The organism is Bacillus spongiae (genome assembly GCF_037120725.1).
GTDB classification, from domain to species: Bacteria; Bacillota; Bacilli; order Bacillales; family Bacillaceae_K; genus Bacillus_CI; species Bacillus_CI spongiae.
In genome coordinates this window covers 367,420-382,205 of the sequence record NZ_JBBAXC010000001.1, presented here as the reverse complement: position 1 = coordinate 382,205, position 14,786 = coordinate 367,420, and the positions used below count along the sequence as shown (strand labels likewise).

At 36.6% G+C, this 14,786-nt stretch carries 17 protein-coding genes; 2 read left to right on the top strand and 15 right to left on the bottom strand.

All coding sequences use genetic code 11. From position 1 onward, the window contains the following. Nucleotides 1–284: 284 nt before the first annotated feature. Nucleotides 285–1,658 (top strand): glycine--tRNA ligase, encoded by a 1,374-nt coding sequence (locus WAK64_RS01835; RefSeq protein WP_336585211.1) that lies wholly within the window; start codon nt 285–287, stop codon nt 1,656–1,658. Nucleotides 1,659–1,709: 51 nt separating this feature from the next. On the opposite strand, the gene recO is transcribed toward WAK64_RS01835, so the two are convergent. The 15 genes from recO to rpsU all read right to left on the bottom strand — a co-directional run bounded on the left by recO (nt 1,710) and on the right by rpsU (nt 13,573). Beyond that, nucleotides 1,710–2,477, bottom strand: a complete 768-nt coding sequence (gene recO, locus WAK64_RS01830) for a DNA repair protein RecO (protein ID WP_336585210.1) — start codon at nt 2,475–2,477, stop codon at nt 1,710–1,712. A gap of 55 nt (nt 2,478–2,532) precedes the next feature. Next, the gene (locus WAK64_RS01825; RefSeq protein WP_336585209.1) at nt 2,533–2,676 is read right to left on the bottom strand and encodes a YqzL family protein; all 144 of its coding nucleotides are present in this window, start codon (nt 2,674–2,676) and stop codon (nt 2,533–2,535) included. A 106-nt stretch (nt 2,677–2,782) separates the two neighbouring features. After that, nucleotides 2,783–3,697: a GTPase Era gene (gene era / locus WAK64_RS01820; RefSeq protein WP_336585208.1), complete on the bottom strand. Its 915-nt coding sequence runs from the start codon at nt 3,695–3,697 to the stop codon at nt 2,783–2,785. Beyond that, on the bottom strand, nt 3,690–4,088 hold the full coding sequence (locus WAK64_RS01815; RefSeq protein WP_336585207.1) for a cytidine deaminase: 399 nt from the start codon (nt 4,086–4,088) through the stop codon (nt 3,690–3,692). Before WAK64_RS01815 ends, era begins: the two co-directional genes overlap by 8 nt. A 222-nt stretch (nt 4,089–4,310) precedes the next feature. Then, on the bottom strand, nt 4,311–4,697 hold the full coding sequence (locus tag WAK64_RS01810) for a diacylglycerol kinase family protein (RefSeq protein ID WP_336585290.1): 387 nt from the start codon (nt 4,695–4,697) through the stop codon (nt 4,311–4,313). Beyond that, nucleotides 4,678–5,151, bottom strand: a complete 474-nt coding sequence (gene ybeY, locus WAK64_RS01805; protein WP_336585206.1) for an rRNA maturation RNase YbeY — start codon at nt 5,149–5,151, stop codon at nt 4,678–4,680. The genes WAK64_RS01810 and ybeY overlap by 20 nt, the downstream gene beginning before the upstream one ends. Next, nucleotides 5,148–7,313 carry an HD family phosphohydrolase gene (locus WAK64_RS01800; RefSeq protein WP_336585205.1) on the bottom strand — a complete coding sequence of 722 codons (2,166 nt, stop codon included), beginning with the start codon at nt 7,311–7,313 and terminating at the stop codon, nt 5,148–5,150. Before WAK64_RS01800 ends, ybeY begins: the two co-directional genes overlap by 4 nt. 119 nt (nt 7,314–7,432) lie before the next feature. After that, nucleotides 7,433–8,392 (bottom strand): PhoH family protein, encoded by a 960-nt coding sequence (locus tag WAK64_RS01795; RefSeq protein WP_336585204.1) that lies wholly within the window; start codon nt 8,390–8,392, stop codon nt 7,433–7,435. Next, nucleotides 8,389–9,585, bottom strand: coding sequence for a sporulation protein YqfD (gene yqfD, locus WAK64_RS01790; RefSeq protein ID WP_336585203.1), 1,197 nt, complete (start codon nt 9,583–9,585; stop codon nt 8,389–8,391). The genes WAK64_RS01795 and yqfD overlap by 4 nt, the downstream gene beginning before the upstream one ends. Before the next feature lie 9 nt (nt 9,586–9,594). Further along, nucleotides 9,595–9,882 carry a sporulation protein YqfC gene (yqfC, locus tag WAK64_RS01785; protein ID WP_336585202.1) on the bottom strand — a complete coding sequence of 96 codons (288 nt, stop codon included), beginning with the start codon at nt 9,880–9,882 and terminating at the stop codon, nt 9,595–9,597. Nucleotides 9,883–9,937: 55 nt separating this feature from the next. After that, nucleotides 9,938–10,339: a hypothetical protein gene (locus tag WAK64_RS01780; RefSeq protein ID WP_336585201.1), complete on the bottom strand. Its 402-nt coding sequence runs from the start codon at nt 10,337–10,339 to the stop codon at nt 9,938–9,940. Nucleotides 10,340–10,380: 41 nt separating this feature from the next. Continuing rightward, complete coding sequence (gene floA, locus WAK64_RS01775; protein ID WP_336585200.1) at nt 10,381–11,385, bottom strand: flotillin-like protein FloA; 1,005 nt, start codon at nt 11,383–11,385, stop codon at nt 10,381–10,383. Between the two features lie 2 nt (nt 11,386–11,387). Next, on the bottom strand, nt 11,388–12,710 hold the full coding sequence (locus tag WAK64_RS01770; RefSeq protein ID WP_336585199.1) for an NfeD family protein: 1,323 nt from the start codon (nt 12,708–12,710) through the stop codon (nt 11,388–11,390). A gap of 225 nt (nt 12,711–12,935) precedes the next feature. Next, the gene (locus tag WAK64_RS01765) at nt 12,936–13,382 is read right to left on the bottom strand and encodes a GatB/YqeY domain-containing protein (RefSeq protein ID WP_336585198.1); all 447 of its coding nucleotides are present in this window, start codon (nt 13,380–13,382) and stop codon (nt 12,936–12,938) included. 17 nt (nt 13,383–13,399) lie between these two features. After that, entirely contained in the window at nt 13,400–13,573 is a 174-nt protein-coding gene (gene rpsU, locus WAK64_RS01760) for a 30S ribosomal protein S21 (RefSeq protein ID WP_006838418.1), read from the bottom strand. A 176-nt stretch (nt 13,574–13,749) separates the two neighbouring features. Here rpsU and WAK64_RS01755 point away from each other — a divergent pair, with 176 nt between their 5' ends. After that, a complete protein-coding gene (locus WAK64_RS01755) occupies nt 13,750–14,679 on the top strand; it encodes a Na/Pi symporter (protein ID WP_336585197.1) in 930 nt (309 codons plus the stop codon). Nucleotides 14,680–14,786: the final 107 nt, after the last annotated feature.

The window sequence follows — 14,786 nt, the reverse complement described above, 5'->3', positions numbered from 1 at the left end:
AATTTAGACAGAACGTGATAAAATGAGTCCATCTTTTAACTAAATAATTGCGTTGACGGACAAATAAGTACTTGTACATAATAGCGAGTCAAGGATGGTGTAAGCTTGACATCACAAGGAAACGGAACTCCTGAGCATACCTTTATTAAGTGAATAGGCTTAATTAGTCTATTAACTAGGGTGGAACCGCGGGTAAAGCTCGTCCCTAGGCAGTGAGAATTTTTCAATTGCCTTGGGAGGAGTTTTTTGTTTGTTATGCAAAATTTCAAAAAGGAGTGAAGGATATGTCTATGGAGAAAATCGTAAATTTAGCCAAGCATAGAGGGTTTGTTTTTCCAGGATCTGAAATATATGGTGGTTTGGCCAATACTTGGGACTATGGTCCATTAGGTGTAGAATTAAAAAATAATATAAAAAAAGCTTGGTGGAAGAAGTTTATTCAGGAATCTCCTTATAATGTTGGCTTGGATGCCTCCATCTTAATGAACCCACAAACTTGGGTTGCTTCAGGTCATGTCGGGAACTTTAATGACCCTATGGTTGATTGTAAAAATTGTAAAGCACGACATCGTGCAGATAAGCTGATAGAAGATAAGCTAGAAGAAGAAGGAATCGAAATGGTTGTTGATGGCCTTCCATTTGAAAAAATGAGTGAGCTTATTAAAGAACACTCAATAGCATGTCCAGAGTGTGGAAGCAAAGATCTTACGGATATTCGTCAATTTGATTTAATGTTCAAAACTCATCAAGGTGTAACAGAATCGTCTACCAACGAAATCTACCTTCGTCCAGAAACCGCACAAGGAATTTTCGTTAATTTTAAAAACGTCCAACGAAGCTTACGTAAAAAGGTACCGTTCGGAATTGGTCAAATAGGAAAAAGTTTCCGCAATGAGATTACTCCAGGAAACTTCACTTTCAGAACAAGAGAATTTGAACAAATGGAATTGGAGTTTTTCTGTAAGCCTGGTGAAGACCTTGAATGGTTTGGATACTGGCGTGAATTTTGTAAAAACTGGTTGCTTCATCTTGGCATGTCTGAGGCTAATATTCGCTTACGGGACCACGGTGAAGAAGAATTGTCTCACTATAGTAATGCTACTACTGACATTGAATTTAAGTTCCCATTCGGCTGGGGAGAACTATGGGGAATTGCCGATCGAACAGATTTTGATTTAAAACGTCATATGGAACATTCAAAAGAAGACTTCCATTATCAAGATCCTCAAACAAATGAAAAGTATGTCCCTTATTGCATTGAACCTTCATTAGGCGCTGACCGTGTAACATTAGCATTTTTAGTGGATGCATATGAAGAAGAAGAACTAGAAAAAGACACTAGAACCGTTCTTCGATTCCACCCTGCTATTGCTCCGTATAAAGCAGCTGTTTTACCATTATCAAAGAAGCTGTCTGAAGGAGCACGGAAAGTTCATGAAGAGCTTTCGAAAGAACTAATGGTTGATTTTGATGAAACAGCCTCAATTGGAAAACGTTATCGTAGACAGGATGAAATCGGAACGCCATATTGTATAACATATGATTTCGATTCTCAAGAAGATGGGCAAGTAACCGTTCGAGATCGTGATACGATGGATCAAGTGCGTATGCCAATTAGTGAAGTAGCTAATTTCCTAAAAGAAAAAATGAGCTTCTAACGATTCATCATTGCCTAGTAGAACGGATTATTGTAATAAAAAAGACGAACCTTAAGGTTCGTCTTTTTTTATTACGTCTTCAAGGGTTTGAAGTTGATCTAAAAATTTCCGGGATTTTAAGCTTAATCCAGAAGCTTCATCATAATATTGTCGAATAACAGTTGTCAGTTCTTTTTTAGTGGTGTCTTTAACAGATATTTTTCCCATACGATTTAAATCAAAGAAATACATAATTCTTAATAATTTTACCGTACTTTGAGATAATGGCATATGGTAAGGATCTTTCACTTTGCAATTTTGGCAAATAAATCCATTTTCTTTAAAAGAAAAGCCGAATGTTCCGTTTGTATTACCGCAAACAGAACATTCATTCAAAGTGGGGTGTAATCCTAGAACCGGTAGCATTTTCAACTCAAATATGTGAGTTAAAATATCCGGATCATAGCCCTCTTCAATAAATTCAAGAACTTGCAAATATAACTCGAAAAGTTGAGAATTCTGTTTATAATCCTCTGTTCCTTTATCAAGTAAATCAGAAATATAGGTTGCATAGGATGTTTTAAACAAGTCTCCTTTTATCCCTCTCATACTTGAGATAATATCTCCTTGCTGTAACGACCCTAGGCCCCTCCCCTTTTGAAATAAAAAATATCCATATGTAAATGGTTGTGAGACGGCAGAGAGGCGACTTTTTGGTTTTTTAGCCCCTCTTGCCATAAACGCAATCTTCCCAAACTCTCTTGAGAAAATCGTCACAACTTTATTTGATTCACCGTAGTTACTCGTACGAATCACAATTCCTTCGCATTTTTGTAACAAGGTTGCCACCTCCCGCCATGATTTCAAATAATTTCGGGTGATGACATCTATAGTCTTAAGATAAAGGGAAATCAACCTCTAATAGATCTACATCATCAGATAATGAAGATTCAAGATGAGTCTTTTCAAGCTCCTTGATGAGAAGATACGTATCTATGTTACCTGTTTCTTGAAAAATTCTCCAAGTAAAATCTAACATAATGATCTCCACCTTTCTGGTATTTACTAGTAAGTTGCCCTAATGACTCTACACATTTATCATCACCCTATTTGTTAAAAACATAAGACGTAATTTTTGCTAACTGTTAGTATTCGTCTTCACGGAAACCGAAATCTCGAAGTTGAGTTGCCTTATTTCGCCAATCTTTTTGAACTTTAACCCATAGTTCTAGGAACACCTTTGTTCCTAACAAATTTTGAATATCCATTCGAGCTCGCTTTCCAATTTCCTTTAACATAGAGCCTTTCTTTCCAATAATGATTCCTTTTTGAGAGTCTCTTTCTACAATAATTGTAGCCATGACATGAACAAGATCACTATCCTCTTCCTTAGACATTTTTTCAATAACAACTGCCAACGAATGCGGGATTTCTTCTCTTGTCAAATGTAACGCTTTTTCACGAATCAATTCTGATACAATAAACCGCTCAGGGTGGTCTGTTACTTGATCAGCAGGATAATATTGAGGCCCTTCCGGTAGATAGGCTTTAATTTGATCTAATAATGTTTCTACATTATTTCCTTCCAATGCTGAAACAGGGATAATCTCTGCAAAATCATATAAGCTTTGGTAATGGTTCATCAGTGGTAAAAGCTCATCTGGTTGCACCTGATCAATTTTATTTAACACTAAAAATACTGGAGTGGTAATATTTTTGAGCTTTTCTATAATGAATTCATCACCTCTCCCATACCCTTCAGCCACATTGACCATAAACATAATAAGATCAACTTCTTTAAGGGTATTTTGAGCAACCTTCATCATAAAATCGCCAAGTTTATGCTTCGGTTTATGAATGCCGGGTGTATCAATAAATATCATTTGGGCGTCGCTTTGTGTTAAAACACCCTGAACCTTATTTCTCGTAGTCTGAGGCTTATCACTCATAATGGCAATCTTTTGGCCAATGACCCTATTGAGCAACGTTGACTTACCTACATTTGGTCTACCAATAATTGAGATAAAACCTGATTTATGCTTTGTTTGTTGATTAATCATGTAAATCCTCCGATGAAAATGCTCCTGGTAATAATTCTTCAACAGTTAGTTCTTTCAATTCACCATTTAAATTAGATAAAACAACTTTCATATCCTTTGAACATAATTCTGATATAACTTGTCTGCATGCACCACAAGGAGGTACTGGACGTTCTGTATCTGCAACAACAGCCAGCATTTGAAAAGAAGTAACTCCTTCTGAATACGCTTTAAATAAGGCTGTTCGTTCAGCACAATTACACATACTATAGGCAGCATTTTCAATATTACATCCATGATATATAACATTGTCATTAGATAAGAGTGCTGCTCCTACTTTAAATTTTGAGTAAGGAACATATGCACGTTCTCTAGCCAATTTCGCTTCTTGTATTAACTGATCCACATTCAAAATTGCGACTCTCCTTTTTCTTTACAATTTCTATTTTACTACATATCAAACAAAAAATTAATGGGCTTCAACTAAAAATTTTAGAAAATTCAAATAATTATTACCCATTATTTGATTGTCATCATATTTTATCCAACTTCTTCATTCATTTCAAATTTCTCCACCCTTACTTCGAAAAGAATTATTAAAAACAAAAAAACAAGCTCGGTTTCCCAAGCTTGTTTAAAATAAAGACCATATTTTCGGAAAGAAAATGATGATTCCGATTAAAACAGACATAGCCGCATATATAACAACTGCGCCCGCTGCCATATCCTTTGCTTTTTTAGCAAGAGGGTGAACCTCTTCAGTAATTAAGTCAATTGTGACTTCAATAGCACTATTTATGATTTCAATCACTAGCATCCCCGCAATAACTACTATAAGAATTAACCATTCAAATTTATCTAAAGAGAAGATAGTACCAAGTAAAATGGCAATGAAGGCTGCTAACACATGAAAGCGAAAATTTTGTTGTGTTTGCCAAACGACCTTAATACCTTCCATCGCATAGCCTAGGGAAGCGGGGAGTTTCGACCACTGAAAAAATTTATATTCTTTCGAGTCCATATTGTTCAAGAATGTCTTTCTGACGAGAAAACATTGCCTTCTCATCTGTTTCAGTCATGTGATCATAGCCAAGCAAATGTAAAAAGCCGTGAAGAGCTAAAAAACCTAACTCTCTTGAAAAACTATGACCGTAATCTATTGCCTGCTCCTTTGCTTTAGGAACAGAGATAATAATATCTCCCAATATCCGTGGTATCTCTTCTCCAACGATTTCCAGTTCCCCTTCACCCATTTCCTCCATTGCGAAGGAGATGACATCTGTTGGGCGATCTTTATGCCGATACTCTTTGTTAATTTCATGAATACGCTCATTTGATACAAATGTCACGGATAGCTCCGCGTTACTTTTCACTGTCTCCTGTTCAGCAGCAAAGAATAATAAATTTTCAATACGTTCAATGTCACCCTCGGTTAGACTTTTCGTTTCATCTACAAAATCAATTTGTAAACTCATACACCATCCTCCTTTTTTTCATCCGGATATTCAATTCTTGAGTGAAAAATACCGTTTAATGCTTCGCATAATGTCTCTTTTACCACTTCTAACTCTCTTAACGTAATATTACATTCATTAAATTGTCCATCTAACAAACGATCCTGAATGATGGAGGAGACAAGCTTTTCAATTTTTTCCTTTGTAGGACGATCCATAGACCTAACGGCAGCTTCTACACTATCGGCTATAGAGATCACCGCTATTTCTTTTGTTTGCGGTTTTGGACCTGGATAACGATACTCCTCCTCTTTTACATCCGTTCTCGTTTCTTTTGCTTTATGGTAAAAGAACTTGATTAAACTAGTCCCGTGATGCTGCTCAGCAATATCGATAAATTCCTTGGGCATTTTATGCTTCCTTAGCATCTCCCCACCATCGACTGCATGCGCAATAATGATGTCTCGACTTCTTTCAGGTGGAATTCGATCATGTGGATTCACATTATTCATCTGGTTTTCAATAAAGAAATGGGATCGTTTCGTTTTTCCAATGTCATGATAATATGACCCAACTCTTGCTAGCAAACCATTTGCTCCTATCGCTTCACATGCTACTTCTGATAAATTTGCTACCATTACACTGTGATGGTATGTTCCAGGTGCCTCTGTTAATATGCGTTTTAATAACGGATGATTCGGGTTGGATAACTCGACTAACCTCATTGTCGATAATATTCCAAAACCTGCTTCAAAAAAAGGAAGAATTCCTATCGTTAAGACAGCAGAGGTAATTCCAGAACCAAAAGCATAGACCACAAAGTAAATATAATCCATATCTTCATATGGGTTAGACCCTAATAACACAATAAAAAATATAATCATTAAATTTACAATTGAGACAACAAAGCCTGTTTGTAAAATGGAAATTCGTTGATTTTGTTTGGAAAGTATAATCGTTCCCATCAGTCCACTGAACAGAAAATAAATGGCAATCTCCACATTGAAGCTGCCCGTCACACTTTCATGAAAAATAATACTCCCACAGACCGCTAATAAAATCGACATGATAATCGAGAGCCGTTCATTTAATAGAAGTGTTACGAGCATGGATGCCATAGCGACAGGGAAAAGAAATCCCACCATCATGATGTCCAGTTCCTGTAATAAAGCAAAGATTTTCATTAGTAATAAAGTAAATACAAAAATTAAACTAAGTAAAATCATATAATTTTGCTTTTTCTCTTCCGGAATAGGCCATCTATAGAAATACACAAATAAAATAAAAACAATCATAATAACAAATAACGCCAGTCCGACTAAGTATCTGTTTGAACTATCTTCATTCAGAAGGTTTACTAGTTTTAATTTTCGATATTGTTCAGGGTTAACAATATCTCCTGCTTCTACTATTACCGACCCTTCTAGAATTCTCTCGGGCTTTACCTCCTCCATTGCTTCTTCAATCTTCTCATTCGTCTCGACCTCATTGTAAGTTTCATTTGCAACAATTGCGAAACGCCCTAATGCAATGGAAGATTCCTTGACAGATTTAGGTAAATCCTTCAATTCAATTTTAGATTCAATCTTATTTTTCGATTGAGGTACATCATCTTCTCTAATTTTCTCTTTCATAACGAATTCAATTTCATCTAACACAAACTGTTCCGCTCTATTGATTACTGTTTCATCAGCTAGTAAAAGAGCCTCAAATACTTCTTCTGAAATGGAATTTGCTACACTCTCATTTGTATTGTTTATTAATTTCGTTTTAAACAGGCTTAATTGCTGTTTCGTTGAAAGGGGCTTACTCTCTATATTTCCAGATTGTCCTTGAGCTGTAGGAGAGTTATTCTCGCTTTCTTGTTGAACCTCAATAATCATTTCAAATATTAATTTAATTAGCTCTTTTCGATTTTCTTTTACCTCTGGTGAATATTCATAGACGGGTTCTACTTCTTCTGCTGCCTGTTGTTTAAGTTGTTCCGTTTTCTCCACATCTTCCTTCGTTGTTGGAGAGTGAATGGTTTCTTTTGCTACCTCAAAAAGCCGAACATTATATGTCTCAGGCTGGACATCGCTAATAAGTAATCCATATAAAATGAGCCCTAGAAAGAGAAATAACATGCTGGTAAATACTTTAAAATTCATTATTTTTTTTATTTTCTTTAACAACTTCTCCATCGTTCCCCTCCCTATCTCTTTATGATAGGTACCTTTGCATTAATTATGTAAAATCATAACAGCTTTTCACGAAAAATTCACTTTATTTCATAAAGAAAAACCTGAACATTCTATCCAGGCTACTTGTGATCTTGGTACGCATTAATGACTTTAGCAACGAGTGGATGTCTGACAACGTCTCCTTGCTCAAGTATAATAAATGAAATACCTGATACATTTTTTAATATGAATTCCGCCTGTATCAACCCAGACTGAACCCCTTTTGGTAAGTCTAACTGAGATGGGTCCCCTGTAATAACCATCTTTGAGCCAAACCCTAAACGAGTTAGAAACATTTTCATTTGAGCACTTGTCGTGTTTTGTGCTTCATCTAATATCACAAACGCATCATCTAATGTGCGTCCTCTCATATAAGCTAGCGGTGCGATTTCAATGGTTCCTCGTTCAATTAACCTTTGTGTTTGCTCTGTTCCTAGTACATCATGCAAAGCATCATATAAGGGACGTAAATAAGGATCTACCTTCTCCTTTAAATCTCCAGGTAGAAAACCTAAACTCTCACCTGCTTCAACTGCTGGTCTGGTTAAGATAATCTTTTTTACCTCTCCATTTTTTAACGCGCGTACAGCCATTACAACTGCTAAATAGGTTTTCCCTGTCCCAGCAGGCCCTATTCCAAAGACAAGGTCGTTCTTCTTAATGGCAGAGATATAATGTCGTTGACCTAACGTTTTTACACGGATTGTTTGCCCTTTGGCATTTTTTGTGATTTCTTCCTCATACAAATCGATCAAAAACTCTATAATACCTTGTTTAACAAGTTTTGTTGCATACAATACATCTCTCGGTCCTATAGATATCCCTTTTCGTAGAACAATTAATAAAGTTGATAATACCTTATTTGTATCCTGAACATCCTCATCTGCTCCTGATACAAAGATATCACCACCTCGTGAGATGATTGTAACGTTAAGCTGCTCTTCAATAATTTTCAAATGTGAATCTCCTGCTCCAAAAAGGGCAGAAGCCTCACTTGGGTTTGTTAATGTTACATTGATTGTTTTTACCATTTCTGTCATTCTAACTCTCCTTGAATGATTGGTTGTCCGATTGCAATATTTTCAAGTACTTTAAAATGAATATTTACCTTTACTTTACCATTCTCCTCTTTTGCATGCAAAACTTTTTCATTTAATATCTTTACATCCTGAGGTAGAGTGGATAGTAGATCTTCTCTCGCTAACTCAAGAGCCGCTTTGGTTGCATCTTTTTTTGTATAAATTCTTGTAATTGCTTCACTTTCTTTATAGCTCCTAGAATCAACTGCTATCGGAAGCTGCCATTTTAAAAATTTGATATGCTTGCTTGTTTCTTCTTCCTGATAGTTGGAATATTCCGGTTTGCTGAATCCCCAAATAGGGATTGATATGTCACCCAATTGAATGGAATAGTTTTTTTTCTCCTCACCCGTTAACACATCAAACTCTGTTTCAAGAGGAACCGTAACAGTACTCGTATACCACGTCTCTCCTAATATTTCACCTTTAGCTGAAATGGCTTTAAGTTGTTCTTCTTTTCCTATTAATCCCGAGACGAGAATTTGTCCTTTTTTTACATATTCGTGAACTTTCACTTCTGCCTTGCCTTCCTCTACGAATATCTTCGAAACAACGGCGGCTTTCGTCGCTACTAAATGTTGAGGTCCTGCCATTTCTTTTTCATCAGGTGCCGTTTTTTCAACGACCTGGAAATGAAAGGTTGTCCCTTTCAGCTCCACGCCTACCCATGTTATATTGTCCATTTTCATCGTTAATTCTTCCTGTATATATTCAGCGTCAGGTATCAAAAATTGAAACGACCCTGCCCTAATTCCCATTTCTGTTAATGCTTTTTTTAGTGTATGCTCTGTTTCAGGGCTAGCACCATTCACTTCTATGTCCCATACCATATTCGATAACAGCATAATCGTAAAAATAAATAAACCGGCACCTATCATAAAACCACTATTTTTCTTCGTTCGTTTCCACATAAAAGGAATGCCGCGTCCAAAAAGGAAGGTAACTTTACACTCACTTTTACGCACAGCATGCCTGAACCTATGCAAATCTTGAAGAGCAAAGGTAAAAATGACTGCTTCTGTTCCAACCCGCTTCACATTCCATATTGATATTTCTCTTCTAATAAGGATATTTATTAAGCGTTCAATCCCCTTACCTGTTACTTTCACAATTATTTTACCAGTCATAAATGTCATCCATTGGTTTTTCAACATGTTTCCCCCTTATGATTCTTCAAGATACAATACTTGTTGAATTTTTCCTTCTAATAATATTTCTTCTGGTAAAATTGTTTTAATGACTAATTTCTTCCCTTTTATTAATAATTGACCTTGTTTCAGTAGCAAACGAACCTCTTTATCTGTAAAGGACAATAATCCATTATGATTTTCAATATAAATATGAAGCTGTCCGACCATGGTTATTCTAGGTAAGTCCATCATGACATCCTCTGGAAGGTCCATGTGCTTAGTTAACCATTGACGCCATCGTTGCATCAATTTTTTAGCCATAAAAAAAGAACCCCCTTTCATCTCATATTTATGAGATTATAAGAGGATTCATCACTTAAAATTTTCGAATTCTTTTTCGCTTTGCTCTTGGTGGACCAAGTACTTCCGACAAGATAATTCCATTCACAAGGTCGTTTTTACGAACAGATAGTTTCTTTTCATTTTTTTTATTTTTTTGTTTCTTCACTGTTTCTACTTGTTTTGTAATACGTTGTCTTTTCTCAGCAACATCTGTTAGCTGACGTGCTACATCTAATTTACTTTCAAGCCGCTTTTTTTGTTGATTTTCTAACCCCTGTCGCTTTTCTCGTACTGGTTCTGTAGCATCTTCTAACGGCTGGTTCATTTGCTTAGGTGGATGTCCTGAAGGCGAGGCAGGGGGATGATCCTCTACCTGCGGCCTAGTAAACACTTTACCTAAAATATACAGTATCACAGCGATTATAATGGCTTCCATTGTCCCCCTCCTTCCTACTCATTATCGTCTTACTTATACACTTATTCTTTATCTATATCCTGATCTTTGTCTTCACCTGTCATCTTACCGATTGAATCTCTCATTTCAGTATCTGCATCAATATTGCGAAGGTTCATATAATCCATTACACCCATATTTCCTGAACGAAGCGCTTCTGCCATTGCAAGTGGTACTTCGGCTTCTGCTTCCACAACCTTCGCTCTCATTTCTTCAACGCGTGCTTTCATTTCCTGTTCATTTGCTACAGCCATCGCTCGTCTTTCTTCGGCTTTCGCTTGCGCAATATTTTTATCTGCTTCTGCTTGCTCCGTCTGAAGTTCCGCCCCAATATTTTTACCGATATCTACATCAGCAATATCAATGGATAAAATTTCAAAGGCTGTCCCTGCATCTAGACCTTTCGTTAAAACAGTTTGAGAGATTAAGTCAGGGTTTTCTAATACTTTTTTATGATTGTCAGAAGAACCAATCGTAGAAACAATTCCTTCACCTACACGGGCAATAACTGTTTCTTCTCCCGCACCACCAACAAGTCGATCAATATTGGCACGGACCGTAATTCTTGCTTTTGCTTTCACTTCAATTCCATCCATTGCTACCCCTGCAATAAATGGAGTTTCGATTACGCTTGGATTAACGCTCATTTGTACAGCTTCTAGTACATCACGACCAGCTAAATCAATGGCTGCTGTACGTTCAAACGTTAATTCAATGTTAGCACGATGAGCAGCAATTAAAGCGTTTACAACCCTATCAACATTTCCTCCAGCCAAATAATGACTTTCAAGTTGATTGATTGTAACATTAAGTCCTGCTTTGGAAGCCTTAATCAATGGATTAATGACTCGACTTGGTATTACTCGACGTAGTCTCATCCCAATTAGCGTAAAGATTGATATTCTCACTCCAGCTGCTAATGCTGAAATCCACAGCATAACGGGTACAAAAGTAAATAATACAGCTAATAAAATTACACCAATGACAACAGCTAATAAAATAAAAATTGTTTCGGGTGTTAACGGCATAACTAATTTCCTCCTTCATCTTTTACAAGTTCTCTAACAATGATTCTTGCACCTTCTGTTTTTATGACCTTTACTTCAACATTTTGTGCAATAAAGCTACCTTCAGAAACAACATCGATTCGTTCATCATCAATCATCATCGTCCCAGCTGGTCTTAGCGGAGTCGTTGTTATACCAACTAAACCAATGAGTTCATGACGGGTGAGATTCGTTACATATCCACCTTCTGTACTTGTTGAATCTTTTAAAATGATTTTATTAAATAGATTCATTTTTTTCCCAAATACTTTTACGAATACTACCATTGCTATAATAGCTACAAATAAAGCAATAAGTAAAGAAATCCCCATATATACGACATTTCCCCCTGCCATTATAATACTTCCAATGATGGCAGCAACACCTAAGATTGCAGCAATACCACCCGGTATAAAGAATTCTACAATGATTAAAATGACACCTATAACAAACAAAATAAGCGATTCAAATCCCGCTAATCCTGCAACAAGATGTCCGTAGAAAAACAGCAGCAAAGCAGTTAATCCCATTGCACCAGGTATTCCTATGCCAGGAGAATACAGTTCTACTATAAACCCTAAACTTGCAATCGACAATAAAATCGGAACAACGATGGGATTTGTAATAAAACGAGCTAATTTTTCAGCGAAGGATTCCTCAATAGATATAAGTTCAGCATCTTCTAATCCAATAGCCGTTAATAACTCGTCTAGATTCTTTACTGTCCCGTTCGAATAGCCAACCTCTAGTGCACTTTGTGCATTTAACGTTAGCAATTTACCCTTAGGGGCGTTCAAATCAGGTAAATCAATGTCTTCATCGGCCATTGCCAGTGCGTAGATTGGGTCTCTATCACTATTCTCAGCTGCCGTCTCCATTGTTGTCAACCAGTAACTCTCAGCCTTCTTACCAGCTGTATTTCCTTCTTGGTCAATAATTGCAGCAGCTCCCATTCGTGCTGAAGGTACCATGTATATTTCATCAGCATTCAACGCGAGAAATGCTCCAGCTGATATGGCTTCATCATTGACAAAAGCTACTTTCTTCATCTTCACGTCTTGTAACATTTGTGAGATATCACCTGCTGCATCTACAAGCCCCCCAGGTGTATCAATATCAAAAATGATCGTCTCTGCCCCAGCTTCCTCTGCTTCATTAACCGCTCTTTTTAGAAACTGAGCCAACCCTTTCTCAACTTCATTATGAAGGGGAACAACAGCGACTTTTTCATTCTGAGCAGATAAAGCAGCAGGGACCATTAAGCCAATCGACATTAATAGTAAAAGAATTGGCACTATTTTTTTCATATCTGATTTCCTCCTCTCTCTTGATTCATTATACCTATACGAATGAATCATCGCCTAGTTTCAAAAACTTGAATTATGTAATTATAAAATATAGTCCCCCTTATATTATATCGATAGCAGGGACACTTCATCAACAATCATGTTTGGACTATAGATAAAATATTTACTGTAAGAACAAAATGAAAAAAAGACTGAGAAACAGTTTTGCTGTTACTCAGTCTTTTTTCAGGATAAAAACTTCTGAACTACTTTTTGGACAAGATTTCCATCAGCCTTACCTTTGACTTTAGGCATGATAGCTCCCATCACTTTTCCCATTTCAGCCTTTGAAGAAGCATTTACTTCCATCACTGTTTCTTTAACAATGACTTCTACCTCTTCTTCTGAAAGCTGCTTAGGCATATATATTTCTACGTAAGCTAATTCAGATTGAATTTTTTCCACAAGATCGCCGCGATTGGCTTTCTCGAATTCATGGAGGGAGTCTTTGCGTTGCTTTACTTCACGAGAAAGGACTGTCAACTCTTCGTCTTCAGTAAGCTCCGGATTCCCGAGCTTAATCGCTTCATTTTGTAATGATGATTTAAGCATCCTGATTACGGAAAGCTTTTCTTTTTCTTTGTTTCTCATCGCTTGCTTCATATCTTGATTTAAACGCTCGAGAAGACTCATCGATACACCCTCTCTAATTAAAACTTACGTTTTCTAGCAGCTTCAGACTTCTTTTTACGCTTTACGCTAGGCTTTTCATAGAATTCGCGCTTTCTATACTCTTGCAAAGTTCCAGTTTTTGATACAGAACGTTTGAAGCGACGAAGAGCATCTTCAAGCGATTCGTTTTTACGAACAACTGTTTTTGACATCTCTCTTTCCCTCCCTCCGAACACACTACGCTACATGTTCAACATGAAAAAATCCCATGTACTTTGTCATTATAATATAAGCATGGGTTGAGGTCAACAGCTATTCATAATTCTTCCCTAACACTCCACATCTATCCTACAATTTGTCCATATATATTTGGAAAAGGGGGAATTTGATGGTGACCTTAGGTTCATTAATTTTATTAGTAGGTTCCTTTATAGTTGGCATGATTATTTTAAGAGAAGGGTTATTTAGAATCGCTGGGGATTCAATGAACCACTGGCTTCAACACTACACAAAAACATCGGTCAGAGGGCTTATAACAGGTACGATTTGTACGGGATTATTACAAAGCAGTTCAATTGTAACTGTTATGACAATTGGTTTTGTGTCAACAGGTATCCTTTCTTTTTACCAATCCATCGGCATCATTCTTGGTACAAATATTGGAACGACTTTAACTTTAGAATTTCTGTCCTTCTCAGTTAAACAACTGAGTGTTCCTTTACTTATTATCGGCATATGCCTTACATTATTTAAGGAAAAAAATTTAATAAGTAGCGGGATTATTTGCATAGGTTTAGCAATTATTCTGTTATCAATGACAGGGTTTGAATCTCTTTCTGCAAGCTTAAGCAATAGTAAATGGTTTTTGTCTATGATTAATTCCATGAAGCTTTATCCATTATTAGCTTTATTTATCGGCATTATTTTCTCTAGTATCGTTCAATCAAGTACAGCCACTACTGTGTTAGCAATGAGCTTACTTTCAACTCAAAATATCGGAATTAATGAAGGTATTTTGATTATGCTTGGAGCAAATATTGGCACGTGTATTACCGGTATGATTGCAAGTATCGGAAGCGGAGAGGATGCAAGATTAACGGCTTGGGTTCATGTTTGGCTAAATATTATTAGCGTAGGTGCTTGCCTACCATTTACGTCTTATCTCGGTAGTATAAGTCAACAATTAAGCTCGGATCCTGCTATTCAGCTCGCTCATGCAAGTGTCCTCTTTAATGTTGTGACTTCTCTTATTGTACTGCCTTTTATTAAGCCATTTCAGTCATTTATTTTATTTCTGCATTCCAACAAAATTTCCTAAGGAACTTTCCTATTTTACATTTTGTCATTTATAAAAAATAGAAAAGGCATGAGTCACGGTTTTCCATGCTCATGCCTTAAAATTACGTATCAATTCATTACAAGATC